This window comes from Caballeronia catudaia (assembly GCF_001544755.2).
Lineage (GTDB): Bacteria > Pseudomonadota > Gammaproteobacteria > Burkholderiales > Burkholderiaceae > Caballeronia > Caballeronia catudaia.
This window is the reverse complement of the sequence record NZ_FCOF02000014.1, coordinates 111,642-127,645: the sequence shown is the minus strand read 5'-3', so window position 1 is coordinate 127,645 and position 16,004 is coordinate 111,642. Positions and strand designations below refer to the sequence as shown.

Below are 16,004 nucleotides of genomic sequence, written 5' to 3'. Positions count from 1 at the left end.
ACAGCAGCGCTGCCGCGATGAGCGCACGTATTACCACGTTCCGCTAAACGCCTGCTGGACCTTGCCCGCATCGGTCACGCCGTTCGCGATGAGCAACTGCGTGAGCACCCGGGCCTTTTGCGGATTCAGATCGAGCGACACGACGAAGCCGCGCTTGTCGTCATCCACTTCGACGTTGCGGTTCACGAAGCCGGAGACCACGCGCGTCGAACGAACGACGACGATGCCCTTCTTCACCGCGCGATCGAGCGCGGCGAGCGCTTCCTTCGACGCATCGCCGTCGCCTTCGCCCGCGATGACGATGCCCTTCGCGCCATCGGCGATCGCGTGATCGATCTGACGTCCATCCATATTGGCATGGGCATACACGATATCGACGCGCGGCAACGGTGCGTCCGCGGGCAGGCTCAACACTTCGCGCGGCGCTTGCGGCACCTGCGCGACGAAGCGCACGCTCGCGGGATCGACATAACCGATCACGCCCGCATTCGGCGAGGCGAACGCCTGCACCGCTGTGGTATTCGTCTTGGTGATCCAGCGCGGCGCGTGAATCTGGTCGTTCATGACGACCATTACGCCCCGGCCGCGCGCTTGCGCGCTCGCCGCCACTTCGACGGCTTCGTACAGGTTGTTCGGGCCGTCGGCGCTCGTCGTGCCGCCGGGACGCATCGAGCCGACCAGCACCACCGGCTTGTTCGAACGCAGCACGTTCTGCAGGAAGAACGCGGTTTCCTCGATCGTATCGGTGCCATGCGTGATGACGATGCCGTCCGCCTCGTTCTTGTCGAACGCCTCCTGAATGCGCCGCGCGAGTTGGAACCAGATCTTGTCGTTCATGTCCTGCGAGCCGACATTCGATATCTGCTCGGCGTCGATGCTCGCGAGCTTCTCGATGCCCGGCACGCCGCGCACGAGTTCCTGACCCTTGACGTTGCCCGAGTTGTAGCCGATCGCCGAGCGCGGATCGGCCGTGCCGGAAATCGTGCCGCCCGTCGCGAGCACGAGAATGCGCGGCATCGTGGCAGGCGCCGATGCGCTCGCTGGCTGCGATGTTGCATCGGCGGCAAAAGCGCCTGCGCTGGCGACAAGTCCCGCAACGAGCATTGCGGCCAGACGGTAACTGATGTTGATGTTCATTACTTGGTTCTCCTCTAAAGACGAGAGCATCTTACACCGCCGATGGGGACGCGAATTTGCGCGGCTGCGTGAGCATCGCGGGCTGAAGGATTTCATCGAGTTGCGTCTGACTCAACAATCCCTTTTCGATGACGATCTGCGCCACGCTCTTGCCGGACGCGAGCGCTTCCTTCGCGACTTCCGTCGAGTGCGTATAGCCGATGTACGGATTGAGCGCGGTCACGATGCCGATCGAGTTCTCGACGATCGCGCGCAGCCGGTCGCGATTCGCGGTGATGCCATCGACGCATTTCGACGCGAGCGTAAGGCACCCCGCCCGCAGATGCGCGACGCTTTTGAAAAGGCTATGCGCGATGATCGGCTCGAACGCATTGAGCTGAAGCTGGCCCGCTTCGGCGGCGAAGGTCACGGTCACGTCGTTGCCGATGACTTCGAACGCGATCTGGTTGACGACCTCCGGAATCACCGGATTCACCTTGCCCGGCATGATGCTCGACCCCGCCTGCACCGGCGGCAGATTGATCTCGCCGAGGCCCGCGCGCGGACCGCTCGACAGCAGCCGGAGATCGTTGCAGGTCTTCGAGAGCTTGACCGCGACGCGCTTCAGCACGCCGGAAAGCTGCACGAAGGCGCCGACGTCCTGCGTCGCTTCAATCAGATTCGGCGATGTCGTGAGCGCGATGCCGGTCACGTCGCTCAAGTGCGTGCAGGCAAGCTGCGCGTATTCCGGATGCGTGTTGATGCCCGTCCCGATCGCGGTTGCGCCGAGATTGATTTCGCAGATGAGCTTTGCCGCTTCCTTGAGCCGCTCTTCGTCCTCGCCGAGCATCACGGCGAACGTGCTGAACTCTTGCCCGAGCGTCATCGGCACGGCGTCCTGAAGCTGCGTGCGGCCCATCTTCAGATCATTGCCGAACTCCAGCGCCTTGCGTTCGAACGACGCGCGCAGCACGCCCATCGCGTCGACGAGCTGCATGATGCCGGCGTAAGTGGCGATCTTCAGCGCGGTCGGATAAACATCGTTGGTGCTCTGGCCGAGATTCACGTCTTCGTTCGGATGCAGCACCGCGTATTCGCCGCGCTCATGCCCGAGATGTTCGAGCGCGAGATTGGCGATGACCTCGTTCGCGTTCATGTTCGTCGACGTGCCCGCGCCGCCTTGAATGACATCGACGACGAAGTGATCGTGCGCCGTGCCCGAGCGCACTTGCCTGCATGCCTGCACGATGGCCTGCATCTTCACTTCGCTCAACAGGCCGAGGTCGTGATTCGCGAGCGCCGCGGCTTCCTTCACGCTCGCCAATGCGTTGACGAGATTCGGATACGCGGAAATGGCAATGCCCGTGATCGGGAAGTTATCGAGCGCGCGCAGCGTATGCACGCCGTAGTATGCTGTCGCGGGCACGGCGAGATCGCCGAGAAGATCGTGTTCGATTCGTTCGGTGGGTGCAAGCATGGTGTCTCTCAGGTTCTAGATGAAATCAGATTTGCGTGGCGACGAGATCGCATACGCGACGCATTGCTTCGCGAGCACATCGGTCGGATCGACGATGCTCACGCGCGCGCCGTTCGCGCCGACGACATGCGATTCGCGCAGCAAAAGCGGCAGTTCCGTGCAGCCGAGAATGACGACTTCGACGCCCTCGGCGATAAGCCCGTCGATGGCCGCCGCGATATCGTCCTGGCATTGCCCGGTCGTGAATCCGGCTTTCACGCCTTGCTCGCCATAAATGGCCTGCATCACGCGCGCCTGCAATGCGGGACCGGGAACGACCTGCCGCAAGCCTTGCGATGCGAGCGCCCTCTCATAGACGCCGCTTGCGATGGTGCCGGACGTCGCGAGCACGCCCACGTCACGCAGCGACGGAAACGACTCGCGCAGATAGCGCACCGTCGTCGTCAGCATGTTCACGATGGGAACGCCGAGATACGGCTGGATGCGCTCGACGAATGCATGCGCCGTGTTGCAGGGAATCGCGATGAGGTCCGCGCCGCCCGTCTCCAGCTTCTTGCAGGTCGCGTAAAGCGATATGGTCGGATCGGGGCCGTCGCCTACGAGGTTCTCCGTGCGATCCGGGATCTGCGGATTCTGTTCGACGAGCAGCTTGATATGGTCCTGATCGCGTCGCGCGGGCGTCGCGCGCACGATCTTGTGAATGAAATCGACGGTGGCCGCCGGGCCGACGCCGCCCACCACGCCGACCTTGAAGATCGTTTCGGGCGAGCGGTACTGGCCGGAGACCACGTATTGCGCATAAGCGAGATTCGAATCGACGAGCGGAACGCGCATTGCACCCAGTTCATCGGCGACGAGCGCGATCTCCGTGAGTCCCGGCATGATGAGGTTGGCGCCTTGCGCAACGAGGTCCTCGCACGCTTCGCGCAACAACTCGACCGGACGTCCGCGCAGATTGCCGCTTTTCACGCCATCGGCGCCATAGATGGCTTCGGTGACGAGATCGACGCCGTGGCTTTCGCGCGGATGAATCACTTCGAACTCGGGCGCGGCGAAATACTTTTCGAACAACTGCTTGCGCCGCGTGTACGCCGATGCGAGCACGCCCACGCGCCGCACGGCCGGAAACTTTCTGCGCACATGGCTGCGCACCGCTTCCATCATGTCGACGATCTGCAACGGCGAATTGGCCTTCAGTTCGTCGATGAACGTGTGGCTCAGAAAGCAGGGCAGCACGACTGTCGTGACATCGCGTTTCTCGAAGCTGCCGATCAGATCGAAGATGTAGAGCTTGCGCTGCGTCAGCGTCTCGCTGTCCGCGTCCGCGCTGCGAAACGGCTGCTGCTCGAAGATCGCATCGAAGTGCTCGGCGTCGCGCGTGGCGGGCGTCGACTTGATCAGCTTGAAGAAGACGTCCGCGCTCGCGAGCGGTCCGAGCCCGCCCACTACGCCGAACTTGCGCGCGGGCGTGGCGTCGGTGGCGTGCATGCCGCTCATTTCGTTTCGCCTTCCAGTTCGCCGAAGGAAGGCGTGCTCATCGCGACGCGATGCTCCTGCCGTGCCGCGCGCCTGGTCTCCCACTTCGCGATGGCCGCCGTCGCGATGCTGTTGCCGATCACATTGGTCGCCGTGCGCCCCATGTCGAGAATCTGGTCGATGGCGAGCACCAGCACGACGCCCGATGGCGGCAGATGGAACATCGGCGCGACGGCCGCGACCACCACCACCGATCCGCGCGCGACGCCGGCCATGCCCTTGCTGCTCACCATGAGCACGAGCAACATCACGATCTGCGTGCCGATGGGCATGTCGATGCCGAACGCCTGCGCAATGAAGATCGCCGCGAACGCCTGATACATCATCGAGCCATCGAGATTGAATGCGTAACCGAGCGGCAACGTGAAGCCGACCACTTTCTTGTCGACGCCGAATTCCTCCAGCTTTTCCGTCAGGCGCGGATACGCCGCTTCGCTGCTGGCGGTGGAGAACGCGAGCATCGCGGGTTCGCGAATCTTCTTGAGCAAGGCCCAGACGGACTTGCCGAGAAACGCATAACCGGCGAGGATCAGCGCGGCCCACAAGAGCGCCAGCCCCGCATAGAAGCTCGCGACGAGCTTGCCGTAGGTGGTGAGCACGTCGAGTCCGTGCACCGTGATCGCCGATGCGAGCGCGCCGAACACGCCGATGGGCGCAAGGCGCATCACGTAGTCGGTCAGCTTCAGCATCGCGGGCACGAGCCCTTCCACGCCTGCAATCAACGGAGCGACGCGCGGGTCCGACTTGATCACGCTCAACACGATCCCGAACAGCACGGAGAAGACGAGGATCTGGAGAATGTCGTTGCGCGCCATCGCATCGAGCAGGCTCGTCGGAAACGCGTGCGTGATGAAGTCCTTGAAGTTGAGACCGGCGGTGTTGAGGCCGGTGGCGACATCGGAACTCGTCTGCGTCATATGCAGACCCGCGCCCGGCTGCAGCAGGTTCGCGAGCACGAGGCCGAGCGCAAGCGAGAACAGCGAAGCGCACACGAACCACGCGATCGAGCGCAAGCCGATTCTGCGCACGTCGCTCGTGCCTTCCATGCCGGCGAGCCCCGACACGAGGGTGGCGAAAACCAGCGGCGCGATGATCATCTTCACGAGCCGCAGAAAGATATCCGTGACGATGGAAAAGTAGCCGGCGATCTCCTTGGCGTGCGCGGCGTCCACTGCCGTGCGATGGCAGACATAGCCGACCGCCACGCCGAGCACCATGCCCGCGAGGATATAGAGGGTGAGTCGATTTTTCATGTGTCTCCGTCCTGGGATGACGCACGAACGGTCGGTCGCGACCGGTGTGCGCTCGGGATTGGCAGGCGCATCGACGTAACGTGATGCGCCGCTTTCTTGTGTCAGGACGGAATCTTAGGGAAGGCAGAAAAAACGTGAATGCTAGTGCTGCATATGGCTATGCAATTTTCGCATAGCCTTTAAAAATCCCTTACATTGCGGGTGCGGACGAGGCGCGCAGGTGACGCCAGAGCGTGTCGAGCAATTCGCTGCGATTGGCGATGTCGCGGTACACGCGCAGTTCGAGCGCGAGTTGCCATTCGACGGGCCCGGCGGCGACGAGTTCGCTGGCATCCAGTTCGGCGACGATCGAACTCTTCGGCAGCCACGCCACGCCCTCGCCTTCGAGAACGAGCTTCTTCACGACCTCGGCCATGTCGGATTCATAGTGCAGGCGCAACGCGGGCGATGCTTTCGTTTTTTCAATCAGGAGGGCGAAGCATCGTCCGAAATAACTCGTCTCCATGTAGGCGATGAACGGCATCGGGCGATCCGTCGTGCCGGGCAGCCGGTAGATCGGCGCGAGTCGCTGGTTGGGCTTGCAGACCGGCATGAACGTATCGACGCCCACGGTCACGTATTCGTATTTCTCGGGGTCGAGATGCAGCGGCAATTGCGGATGATGATAGGCGAACATCAGCTCGCAATTGCCGTTCACGAGCTTCAGGATCGAGTCGTGGACGTTCGCCGGAATCACGCGGGCGCGCACTTCGCCGATATGTTTCTCCAGCGTGCGCAGCCAGCCGGGCAAAAAATTGAGCGCGATGGTATGGCCCGCCGCGATCTGCAGACTCGTGCCCGCGATCCGCTGCTCGGTGCGGATGATGGCGCGCGTGTCGAACAGCTTGTCGAGGATATCTTCGGCCGCGTCGCGGAACAATCGTCCTGCGGGCGTGAGCGTCGGCGGAAAACCGCTGCGGTCGACGAGATCGGCGCCGACCCATTGTTCGAGCGACTGGATGCGCCGGCTGAAGCCCGACTGCGTGACGTTACGGAACTCCGCCGCGCGCGAAAAGCTTTGATATCGGGCGAGCGCGATGAAGTCTTCGATCCACTTGATTTCCATGAGCCAGCCATCTCCCGATTCCGGCGACGAACGGGCTCGCCGCCGCGAGCCGAAATTCTACGCTTGCCGTGCGCGGTTTTTACTCGCACTGCGGCGATAAAACGGCTGCTAAACTGGCGTCATCGTCAACTTGGATTCACGAATAGCCGCGATGCCCGATACCGTCCAGGCCGCCGATCTGAGCTTCTTTTCGACGCTGTCCGCAGCGGGCTCCCTGAGCGCGGCGGCGCGCGAGCTGGGCCTCACGGCGGCGGCCGTCAGCAAGCGCCTGTCGCAGATGGAGACGCGCGCGGGCGTCGCGCTCGTCAACCGCACGACGCGGCGGATGATGCTCACGCCGGAAGGCGAGCTATACCTCGAACATGCGCGCCGCATTCTCGACGAAATCGATGAATTGTCGGAGCTGCTCGGGTCCGCGAAGCGCAGCCCGAAAGGACTGCTGCGCGTGAACGCGACGCTCGGCTTCGGGCGCAGTCATGTGGCGCCGGCGATATCGAGGTTCGTCGCGAAGTATCCGCAGGTGTCGGTGCAATTGCAGTTGTCGGTCACCCCGCCGCCCCTCACCGACGATGCCTTCGATGTCTGCATCCGCTTCGGCGAGCCGCCGGATACGCGCGTGGTCGCGCGGCGGCTTGCCGGAAACCGGCGGCTGCTGTGCGCGGCGCCTTCCTATATCGCGGCGCGCGGCATGCCGCTCACGGCGCACGATCTCACGCGTCACAACTGCATCGGCATTCGTCAGGGCGATGAAGCGTATGGCGTATGGCGCCTGACATCGGGGCGCGGGACGTCGCGCAAGACGGAGGCGGTGCGGATCAACGGCACGCTGACGACGAACGACGGCGAGATCGCGGTCAAGTGGGCGCTCGAAGGCCACGGCATCCTGATGCGCGCCGAATGGGACATCGAGCACTATCTGGCGGACGGTTCACTCGTTCGCGTGCTGCCCGACCACGAAACGCCGAACGCCGATATCTTCGCCGTCTGGTCGCAGCGGCATCAGATGTCCAACCGGATTCGCGCGTTCGTCGACTTCATCGCGCATGAGCTCAAAGGCGAAGTGGCCGCGCGCGGGTAATGACCGCGCGCGGCCGGTTCAGTCCCGTTCAGGAGGCCGGTCGCAGATACCCGAGCAGCATGTCCAGGTGCATGGCGGCAATCGACTCGTGATGGGCGGATTCGGCGTAGTTCCGGCCCGTGAACGCGTCGATGGTGAAGCGGTTCGACACGATGTAATACCCCATGCCGACCACCGTCACGTAGAAATCCAGCGGATCGACGCCCTGGCGAAACTGCCCGGCCGCCGCGCCGCGCTCGAGGGTGACGCGCACCAGGTCGACCACGGGCGAGATCGTCTCGCGCAAGCCGCTCGAGCGCTCCAGATAGCGGCCTTCATGCAGATTTTCGTTGTTGACGAGGCTCAACCATTGGGGATTTTCCCGCAGATGCGTCCAGATGGACTTCGCCAGCTCGCGGATCGCTTCGGCCGGTTGCAGGCCGGACAGGTCGAGGCTTGCCTCCCGCTCCGCGAAATGCACGTACATGGCTTCGAGCACCGCGACGTACAGGCCTTCCTTGCTCGCGAAGTAGTAGTAGAGCATGCGCTCGTTCGTGCCCGCCGCCGTGGCGATGGCGTCGACCCGTGCGCCTGCGAGGCCGAATCTCGTGAATTGCTCGGTGGCGGCTTCGAGAATGCGCCGTCTCGTGCCTTCCGGATCACGTTTTGCTCGTTGTTCGCTCATTTCGCGGCTACCAATGGAATTGCAACCCTTAATTAATAGCCGACATTATGCCGAGCGTCACGGTCCCAGGCATAGGGCGGCATATACGGATTGTTGCCGCCTTGACGAAGGTAATATGAAACGCTAGCTTCGCAAACCCAACGCAACTCAGTGCAGCTTGACCCGCGGAGCCAGCAGTCTCCCGAGACCATGCGCGGCGATGCCGAAGACCGTTCGACGCAAGCCCGACACGGCCATCAGATGCTTTCGATAGAGCGCCGCATACATCAGCTTCGCCACGAAACCTTCGACGAAGAACTTTCCCGTGCTGGTGATGCCGGCCACACTGCCCACCGCCGTCGGTGAGCCCAGCGAAACCAGCGAGCCGTGGTCCTTGTACGTGAACGCGCCGACGGCCCGGCCTTCGATGCGCGCGCTCAGCGCCTTGCACAAGAACATCGCTTGCTGATGCGCGGCCTGAGCACGCGGCGGAACCAGCACATCGGCGGTCCACGCACAGCTCGCGCAATCGCCCAGCGCGAAGATGTTCCCATCCGTTTCGCTCTGCAACGAACGCGTGACCTTGACTTGATTGACGTGATTCACCGTAAGACCTTCGAGCGATGCAAGCACGGCCGGCGCCTTGATGCCCGCTGCCCATATCGTGATGTCGGCGGCAATCGCTGCCCCGCCCGCCACTTCGACGCTATCTGGCCGCACGCTCGTCACCGACGTCGACACGCGTACCGAAATGCTCATCTTCTCGAGGATCGCACGCGTCGTATCGGACACGCGCCGGGGAAGCGCGGGCAACACACGGTCGCCGCGTTCGAGCAGCGTGATGCGCATCGCGGAACGCGGGCTTCCGGAAAGCAGCCTGAACTGCTTCAACGTGTGTTCCATGCGCCGCAACTCCGCAGCGAGCTCGACACCCGTCGCGCCGCCGCCGATGATGGCGATATCCACCGCCTCGTCCGCTTCGCCCGTGCCTTGCGCGTGCTTTCTCAGGCAGACCCGAAGCAGACGCTTGCGCAGATGCTCCGCCTGTTCGAGCGTATCGAGCGCGATGGCGTGCTCTTCCGCGCCCGGCACACCGAAGAAATGCGTGCGGCTGCCAAGGGCGAGCACCAGCGTGTCGTATTCGAGGTCGCGAGACGGCAGCACTTCGGCGTCACGGTCCTCGGATTCGAACGTCGGACCGATCTTCACGCGGCGGCTTTCGCGGTCGAGGCCGGTCATCTCGCCATGCACGAACGCGAAGCCGTTCCAGTGCGAGTGGGCTGCATAGGCGATTTCGTGCGCGTGCGTATCGAGGCTGCCGGCAGCCACTTCGTGCAAAAGCGGCTTCCACACATGCACGGCGCAACGGTCGACCAGCGTCACGTGCGCTCGTCCCGCCTTGCCGAGCTTGTTGCCGAGGCGCGTCGCCAGTTCGAGCCCGCCGGCGCCTCCTCCCACGATGACGATGCGATGCATCGGCAGCCCTCCCGCTCAGTTGTAGCCCAGAATGGCCGCCGAAATGGCGTCCGCGCGTTCCGGAACGTTGCCGGCCATGACCGAGACCGGCCCTTCCAGCAGCTTCGAATACGACGAGCCGCGCACTTTATCGACGGAACGCTTCGACGTGGAGAGATTGCCCTGAGACAACGCTTGAAAGGAGAGTGCGGCTTCGTCGATGAAAGGGTTCATGGTTCGAATGAGAACGTTCGTTAGGAAGTAAATGCCGTTGCAACGATTCTCATGGCACCATTAATGGCCGGCAAACGATATAAACACTCAACGTTGTGCGTAACAGGAAGGATGTGTGAGACGCAAAATACCGAGCATCGACGCCCTGATCGCGTTCGAGGCCGCAGCCCGGCACCTGAGCTTCACGCGCACCTCCGAAGAACTGTCGCTGACGCAGAGTGCGGTGGGCCGTCAGGTCGCGAGCCTCGAGGAATATCTGGGCACGCCGCTTTTCAACCGGCACAAACGGCGAATCAGCCTGACCGAAGCCGGCGAGATCTATGCGAAGCGGGTCCGTGAAAATCTCGAACGGCTCGAACGCGACACGCTCGCCGCGATGGCGCACCGCAACGCGGGCGGCATTCTGGAACTCGCGGTCATCCCGACATTCGCCACGCGCTGGCTCATCCCACGCCTCCCGGAGTTCTACGCGCAGCACGAAGACATCGTCGTCAATCTGACCACGCGGGCGGCGCCGTTTCTCTTCAAGGACACGCCTTTCGATGCGGCCATTCATTTCGGCGATCCGGTCTGGCCCGGTTCGGTGACCAAGTATCTGTTCGGCGAGGAAATCACGGCCGTATGCAGTCCGCGCCTGCTCGCCGGGCGGAAGAAGCTCGCGCCTCGCGATGTCGCCGGCTTCACGCTGCTGCATCAGTCCGCGCGTCCCGACGCATGGCGGCAGTGGCTCGCACAGGCAGCCGCGCATGACGTCGACAGCATGAAGGGCCAGCGATACGAACTCTTTTCGATGCTCGTCGAAGCAGCGAAGGCCGGCCTCGGCATCGCACTCGTGCCGCGCTTTCTCGTCGCGCACGAACTGCAGACGCGCGAACTCGTGCGGCCTTTCGAACTGTCCCTGCCCAGCGACAAGGGGTATTACCTCGTCTACCCCGAACGCAAGCAGAACTCGCCGTTGCTGCGGACCTTCGAGCACTGGCTGCTGACGGCCGCGCAGTCGTATGTCGAAACCGAACGACGGTCCGATTAGTGAGCGCCATGTCATCGGAAAACCCATCATTCACGCGACGGCTCGCGACGGCTGGATGAATTGCGGCGCGGCGCCGACGTGGACTTCGACTGAAGCGCGGCGGCGAACCCAGCCGCCCGACCGGTGGTACTCTGTGCGGTGGTTCGCCGAATGCTTACCGAGGAGGAGCCCATGCCGGCACGCTCGATTGCGTCTTTGTCACTCTCGTTCGGACTCGTCTCGATACCCGTCAAGCTTTATTCGGCGACCGAGAGCGCATCGGACGTCCGCTTCAATCTGCTCGCGCCCGATGGCTCGCGAGTCAAACAGCAATACGTATCCGACGCGACGGGCGAGCTCGTCGAACGGTCCGCCATGAAGAAGGGCTACGAGTTCGAGAAGGGCCGCTATGTCGTCTTCACCGGCGACGAGCTGAAGGCGCTCGAAGAAGGCGCGAGTCATGTCGTCGAAATCGTCTCGTTCGTGCCCGAGAAATCCGTCGATCCGATCTTCTATGACAAGGCCTATTTCATCGCGCCCGACAAGCGCGGCGGCAAACCGTATAGCCTGCTTCAGCAAGCGCTCGCGCAAAGCGGACGGTGCGCGCTGGCCAAGTGGTCCTATAAAGGCAAGACGCGCGTCGTCCAGGTGCGCCCCGCCGATGACGGCATGGTCTTTCAGCAGCTTCTTTTCGCCGACGAAGTGCGTTCCCTCAAGGATCTGAACATCGAGCGCGTGACGGTGTCGGACGCGGAACTGAAGCTCGCGCTTCAGATCATCGAGCAGGGCGCCGAAGACGCCTACGACGCAGCCGCCTACGAAGACGAGGAAAAGAAGCGCGTCCTCGCCGCCATCGACCGGAAGATCGAGGGCAAGGAAATCATCTCACCGGAAGCCGAAGAACCGGCTGCGGGCGGCGAAGTCATCGACCTGATGGATGCGTTGCGCGCGAGTCTCGCCAAGACCAGCGCGAAGCCGAAGGCCGCGTCGCCCGCCAGGCGCAAGACGGCGGTGGAAGCCGAGGAAGCCGTCGAGGTGCCGAAGGTCAGAAAGCCCGCCGCGCGGGCGCAGAAAGTGGCGGCCGAAGCGCCGGCCAGGACGCGCGCCCGCAAGTGATCGCTCACGATCTACCGCTGGCGAAGCTCGTGTCGATGCTGGGCGTGACGCGCCGGGTCGTCACCGGCCTGATCGATGCGGGCTTCGTCACGCCCGAACGCGGGCCGCGCAAAGAGCTGCGCTTCTCGTTTCAGGATGTCGTCCTGTTGCGCACGGCCTTGCGCCTTCGCGCCGCCGATGTTCCGCCGCGCAAGATCAGCCAGGCGCTTGCAAGATTGAAGTCGGATCTGCCTGACGAGCTACCGCTCTCGGGCTTGCGCGTGACGGCCGAGGGCGGCTCCGTCGTGGTGAAGACCGGACCGTCGCAATGGGACGCCGTGACGGGTCAACTGCTGCTCGATTTCGAAGTCGCCGAGGTGAAGGGCAACGTCGTGCTGCTCGATGCGACGCCGGAACGCAAGGAAGCGGCGGCGACGCAGGCCGGCGAATGGTATGAACTTGGCGGACAACTCATGAAGACCGACGCGCGAGGCGCGGAGCGTGCGTATCGACGCGCAATCGAGCTGTCGCCCGAGCCGCACTACGGCGCTTATGTCGATCTCGGCGCATTGCTATGCGAAGAGGAGCACCGTTGCGGCGACGCGCTGGCGGTTTTCGACAAAGCGCTCATGCACTTTCCGACCGATGCCGTGCTGCACTTCAATCGGGCTGTCGCGCTCGAAGGCATCGGTCAGATCGACGAAGCGGTGCAAAGTTATCGGCGATGTCTCGAAGCCGATCCGGATTATGCGGACGCGCATCATAACCTTGCGATCCTCCTCGACAGGCGCGGAGACCGGCAAGGCCTCATCCGTCATCTGAATGCTTATCGCAAGCTGAGCAGTTGAGCGTCACTGCGACGCGCCTGATAACGGCTTCGTCGCCATTGCACGCGTCAGGCCATGCACGGGACGGCGCACGGCCACATCGAACGGATTGATTTGCGGACCGAGCGCCGCCGCCTGACGTTTCAGCAATTCGACGACCATCGGCAAGCGGTCTTCGCCGAGACGCGTCGATAACGTGCCGACGCTCAACGCGCCGACCGCATGCCCCGCGCGATCGAGAATCGGCACCGCGACGCCCGCCATGCCATCGATCAATCCGCTGTTGCGCCCCGCATAACCTTGCGCGCGCACACGCTCGATCTCGGTGCGCAGATAAACTTCGTCGAACACGCCATAGTTATGCAGCCGCGGCACGTTGAAGCGAATGATCTCTTCACGCTCCGATTCCGGCTGAAACGCGAGAATGGCGAGACTGCCCTGTCCCACGCCCAGCGCGACGCGCCCGCCCACATCGCCGGTGAACGAGCGAATGGGGAACGGGCCTTCGCACATGTCGAGGCAGACCGCATCGAAGCTGCTTTTCACCAGCAGAAAGATGGTCTCGCCGAGGCTCGCGCACAGGCGCAGCAGCGCGGGCCGGCACAGCGCGCGCATCCGGCTCGGGTTGCCCGCCTGCGCCGCCAGCGAAAAGAAATCGACACTCAGCCGATAACGCTTGCTGCCTTCATCCTGCTCGACGACGCCTTCCGCGATCAGCGCATGCAGAATCCGATGCACCGTCGCCTGCGTGAGACCGACCGACTTCGCCAGCGCGGTCACGCGGCTGCCTTCCGCCTGGTCGTCGCCGAGCGCGCGTATCACGGCGAATGCGCGTTGCAGCATGCCGGCGCCGGGCGCATCCGGCGCGGACGTTCCGTTTGCTTCGTCAGATGCCTTCATTCTCGCCTCGCTCATTTCATTCAACGGAATGGCTGCGGTGGCCTTCGCGCATGCCGCTATTCGACCCGATTCGGCGGCGCCGCGCAATGTAAGGGATAACCCATATCCCATTCAATGAAATTAAAATCTGACTTTCAGATTTTCGATTCCGTCGAACGGAATGCAACGACAGCTTTTAATCGTTCAATGGAATTGAAATTGACGCCATGAAATATGGCTGGCTAAAGTCCCTACATCGAAAGCGGCGCGCGACGCGTCCAAAGGGGCAGCCATGTCGTTTCTCACATTGACGGATCTGTCGAAATCGTTCGGCGATCTGCACGCCGTCGCCGACGTGAATCTGTCGGTCGAGAAAGGCGAATTCGTGTCGCTGCTCGGACCGTCGGGCTGCGGCAAGACGACGACCTTGCAGATGATCGCGGGCTTCATCGAGGCGACGCACGGCCGCATCACGCTCGATGGCCGCGACATCACGCATATGCGGCCGAACCGGCGCGGCCTCGGCATCGTGTTTCAAAGCTATGCGCTCTTTCCGCACATGAGCGTGGAGCAGAACGTGAGCTTCGGTCTGGAGATGCGCGGCATCGACAAGCGCGAACGCAAGGACCGCGTGAACGAAGCGCTGTCCCTCGTGCGGCTCGACAAGTTCGCGCAGCGCTTTCCGCGCGAGCTGTCGGGCGGCCAGCGTCAGCGCGTGGCGCTCGCGCGGGCCATCGTCATCGCGCCGCCCGTGCTTCTGCTCGACGAGCCGATGTCGAACCTCGACGCCAAGCTGCGCGAAGACATGCAGTTCGAATTGCGCGGCATTCAGCGCAAGATCGGCACGACGACGATCATGGTCACGCACGATCAATCCGAAGCGCTGTCGATCAGCGATCGCGTCGTCGTGATGGAAGCGGGCCGCATCACGCAGGTCGATACGCCCTATCGCGCCTATGAACGGCCCGAGACGAGCTTCGTGTCGCAGTTCATCGGCAAGGCGAACATGCTGCACGGCACGATCGTCGCGCGCGACGGCGACGCCATTCGCATCGACCTGGGCCACGATCTCGCGGAAACCGGCTCGACCGCGCAACTGCCGGAGCGCGAGCGCGCGATCGGCGTCGGCGATGCGGTCACCGTCTGCATCCGTCCCGAGAAGCTGAGGCTCGGCGCGGCAGGCAGCGGACGTCTGCCGGGCCGCGTGACGAGCCGCTTCTTCCTCGGCAGCCAGTGGCTTTATCGCCTCGACAGCCGCGCGGGAGAAATGCTCGTGTGCTGCCAGAATCACGGCGACGAGCCGCTCGAAGAAGGCGCGCAAGTGGGCATCGACTGGAACACGGAATCGCTCCGCTTTATCCAGCAGGAGGCCGCCCGTGGATAGCACGCTGCGCTCGTCCGAACCCGCCGCGGCGGCGCAATCGAACGGCACGCGCCGCGCGCCGTGGTACGCTTATCTGCCCCTGTGGATGATGAGCGCGCCCGCGCTGCTGCTCTTCTCCGTGCTCGTGATCGTGCCGCTCGCGATGACGCTTGCGCTGACGTTCTATCGTTTCGATCCGTCGATGGGACCGGTCGCCGCCTTCGATCTGCATAACTATGCCGAAGTGCTCGGCTCGGAATACTTCCACACGATCTTTCTGCGCACATTCGGCATCGCCGCGCTGGTGACGTTGCTATGCGTCGTGATCGGCACGCCCGAGGCGTACATCCTTTCGCGCATGGGCGATCCGTGGCGCTCCGTCTTTCTGCTCGTGATCCTCGCGCCGCTGCTCGTCTCGGTGGTCGTGCGCGCGTTCGGCTGGAGCATGCTGCTCAACGTGAACGGCCTCGTGAATCAAATGTTCGGCGCGTTCGGCATGGGTCCGTACAAGCTGCTGTATACGAACTTCGCCATCGTCATCGCGCTCGTGCATGTCATGCTGCCGTTCATGGTGATTCCCGTCTGGACCGCGTTGCAGCGTATCGACCCGCAGACGGAAAACGCCGCGCTCTCGCTGATGGCGTCGCCCGCCGTCACGCTGTGGCGCATCGTGCTGCCGCAACTCGTGCCGGGCATTCTGTCGGGCAGCCTGATGGTGTTCGGTCTTTCGGCGAGCGCCTTCGCGATTCCCGGGCTGCTCGGTGGCCGGCGTCTCAAGGTCGCGGCCACGACTGTCTACGATCAGTTCCTCGGTTCGATGAACTGGCCACTCGGCGCGACCATCGCGCTCTTGCTGCTCATCGCGAATCTCGTGGTGATGCTCACTTACTACCGCGTGCTAGAGCGTCGCTATGCGCGCAGCATGGGTTAGCAA

General features: G+C 63.3%; 15 protein-coding genes. 6 read left to right on the top strand and 9 right to left on the bottom strand.

The window, feature by feature from the left end:
* Positions 1 to 30: 30 nt before the first annotated feature.
* The 5 genes from AWB75_RS17280 to AWB75_RS17260 form a co-directional block, all read right to left on the bottom strand.
* Positions 31 to 1,137: an asparaginase gene (locus AWB75_RS17280; protein WP_061125311.1), complete on the bottom strand. Its 1,107-nt coding sequence runs from the start codon at positions 1,135 to 1,137 to the stop codon at positions 31 to 33.
* Between the two features lie 31 nt (positions 1,138 to 1,168).
* Positions 1,169 to 2,593: an aspartate ammonia-lyase gene (aspA, locus tag AWB75_RS17275; protein WP_061125310.1), complete on the bottom strand. Its 1,425-nt coding sequence runs from the start codon at positions 2,591 to 2,593 to the stop codon at positions 1,169 to 1,171.
* Between the two features lie 15 nt (positions 2,594 to 2,608).
* Positions 2,609 to 4,090, bottom strand: a complete 1,482-nt coding sequence (gene cuyB, locus AWB75_RS17270) for a cysteate racemase (protein WP_061125309.1) — start codon at positions 4,088 to 4,090, stop codon at positions 2,609 to 2,611.
* Positions 4,087 to 5,382, bottom strand: a complete 1,296-nt coding sequence (locus AWB75_RS17265) for a dicarboxylate/amino acid:cation symporter (RefSeq protein WP_061125308.1) — start codon at positions 5,380 to 5,382, stop codon at positions 4,087 to 4,089. The genes cuyB and AWB75_RS17265 overlap by 4 nt, the downstream gene beginning before the upstream one ends.
* Before the next feature lie 190 nt (positions 5,383 to 5,572).
* Positions 5,573 to 6,487, bottom strand: a complete 915-nt coding sequence (locus AWB75_RS17260; protein ID WP_061125307.1) for a LysR substrate-binding domain-containing protein — start codon at positions 6,485 to 6,487, stop codon at positions 5,573 to 5,575.
* Positions 6,488 to 6,638: 151 nt separating this feature from the next.
* Between AWB75_RS17260 and AWB75_RS17255 the strand changes: the two genes are divergently transcribed.
* Entirely contained in the window at positions 6,639 to 7,565 is a 927-nt protein-coding gene (locus AWB75_RS17255) for a LysR substrate-binding domain-containing protein (RefSeq protein WP_061125306.1), read from the top strand.
* A gap of 28 nt (positions 7,566 to 7,593) precedes the next feature.
* Here the strand turns inward: AWB75_RS17255 and AWB75_RS17250 are convergent, their stop codons facing one another.
* From AWB75_RS17250 to AWB75_RS17240, 3 genes are all read right to left on the bottom strand, one after another.
* Entirely contained in the window at positions 7,594 to 8,229 is a 636-nt protein-coding gene (locus AWB75_RS17250) for a TetR/AcrR family transcriptional regulator (protein ID WP_061125305.1), read from the bottom strand.
* Between the two features lie 147 nt (positions 8,230 to 8,376).
* On the bottom strand, positions 8,377 to 9,684 hold the full coding sequence (locus tag AWB75_RS17245) for an NAD(P)/FAD-dependent oxidoreductase (protein ID WP_061125304.1): 1,308 nt from the start codon (positions 9,682 to 9,684) through the stop codon (positions 8,377 to 8,379).
* Positions 9,685 to 9,699: 15 nt separating this feature from the next.
* Positions 9,700 to 9,897 (bottom strand): hypothetical protein, encoded by a 198-nt coding sequence (locus tag AWB75_RS17240; RefSeq protein WP_061125303.1) that lies wholly within the window; start codon positions 9,895 to 9,897, stop codon positions 9,700 to 9,702.
* Between the two features lie 115 nt (positions 9,898 to 10,012).
* On the opposite strand from AWB75_RS17240, the gene AWB75_RS17235 reads away from it, so the two are divergent.
* From AWB75_RS17235 to AWB75_RS17225, 3 genes are all read left to right on the top strand, one after another.
* Positions 10,013 to 10,927 (top strand): LysR substrate-binding domain-containing protein, encoded by a 915-nt coding sequence (locus AWB75_RS17235; RefSeq protein WP_061125302.1) that lies wholly within the window; start codon positions 10,013 to 10,015, stop codon positions 10,925 to 10,927.
* A 171-nt stretch (positions 10,928 to 11,098) separates the two neighbouring features.
* Complete coding sequence (ku, locus tag AWB75_RS17230; protein ID WP_061125301.1) at positions 11,099 to 12,022, top strand: non-homologous end joining protein Ku; 924 nt, start codon at positions 11,099 to 11,101, stop codon at positions 12,020 to 12,022.
* A complete protein-coding gene (locus tag AWB75_RS17225; protein ID WP_407642148.1) occupies positions 12,019 to 12,849 on the top strand; it encodes a tetratricopeptide repeat protein in 831 nt (276 codons plus the stop codon). Before ku ends, AWB75_RS17225 begins: the two co-directional genes overlap by 4 nt.
* A 3-nt stretch (positions 12,850 to 12,852) precedes the next feature.
* Here the strand turns inward: AWB75_RS17225 and AWB75_RS17220 are convergent, their stop codons facing one another.
* Complete coding sequence (locus tag AWB75_RS17220; RefSeq protein ID WP_061125359.1) at positions 12,853 to 13,728, bottom strand: IclR family transcriptional regulator; 876 nt, start codon at positions 13,726 to 13,728, stop codon at positions 12,853 to 12,855.
* Positions 13,729 to 13,999: 271 nt separating this feature from the next.
* Between AWB75_RS17220 and AWB75_RS17215 the strand changes: the two genes are divergently transcribed.
* Together AWB75_RS17215 and AWB75_RS17210 are read left to right on the top strand one after the other, a co-directional pair.
* Positions 14,000 to 15,091: an ABC transporter ATP-binding protein gene (locus AWB75_RS17215; RefSeq protein WP_061125300.1), complete on the top strand. Its 1,092-nt coding sequence runs from the start codon at positions 14,000 to 14,002 to the stop codon at positions 15,089 to 15,091.
* The gene (locus AWB75_RS17210; protein WP_061125299.1) at positions 15,084 to 16,001 is read left to right on the top strand and encodes an ABC transporter permease; all 918 of its coding nucleotides are present in this window, start codon (positions 15,084 to 15,086) and stop codon (positions 15,999 to 16,001) included. The genes AWB75_RS17215 and AWB75_RS17210 overlap by 8 nt, the downstream gene beginning before the upstream one ends.
* Positions 16,002 to 16,004: the final 3 nt, after the last annotated feature.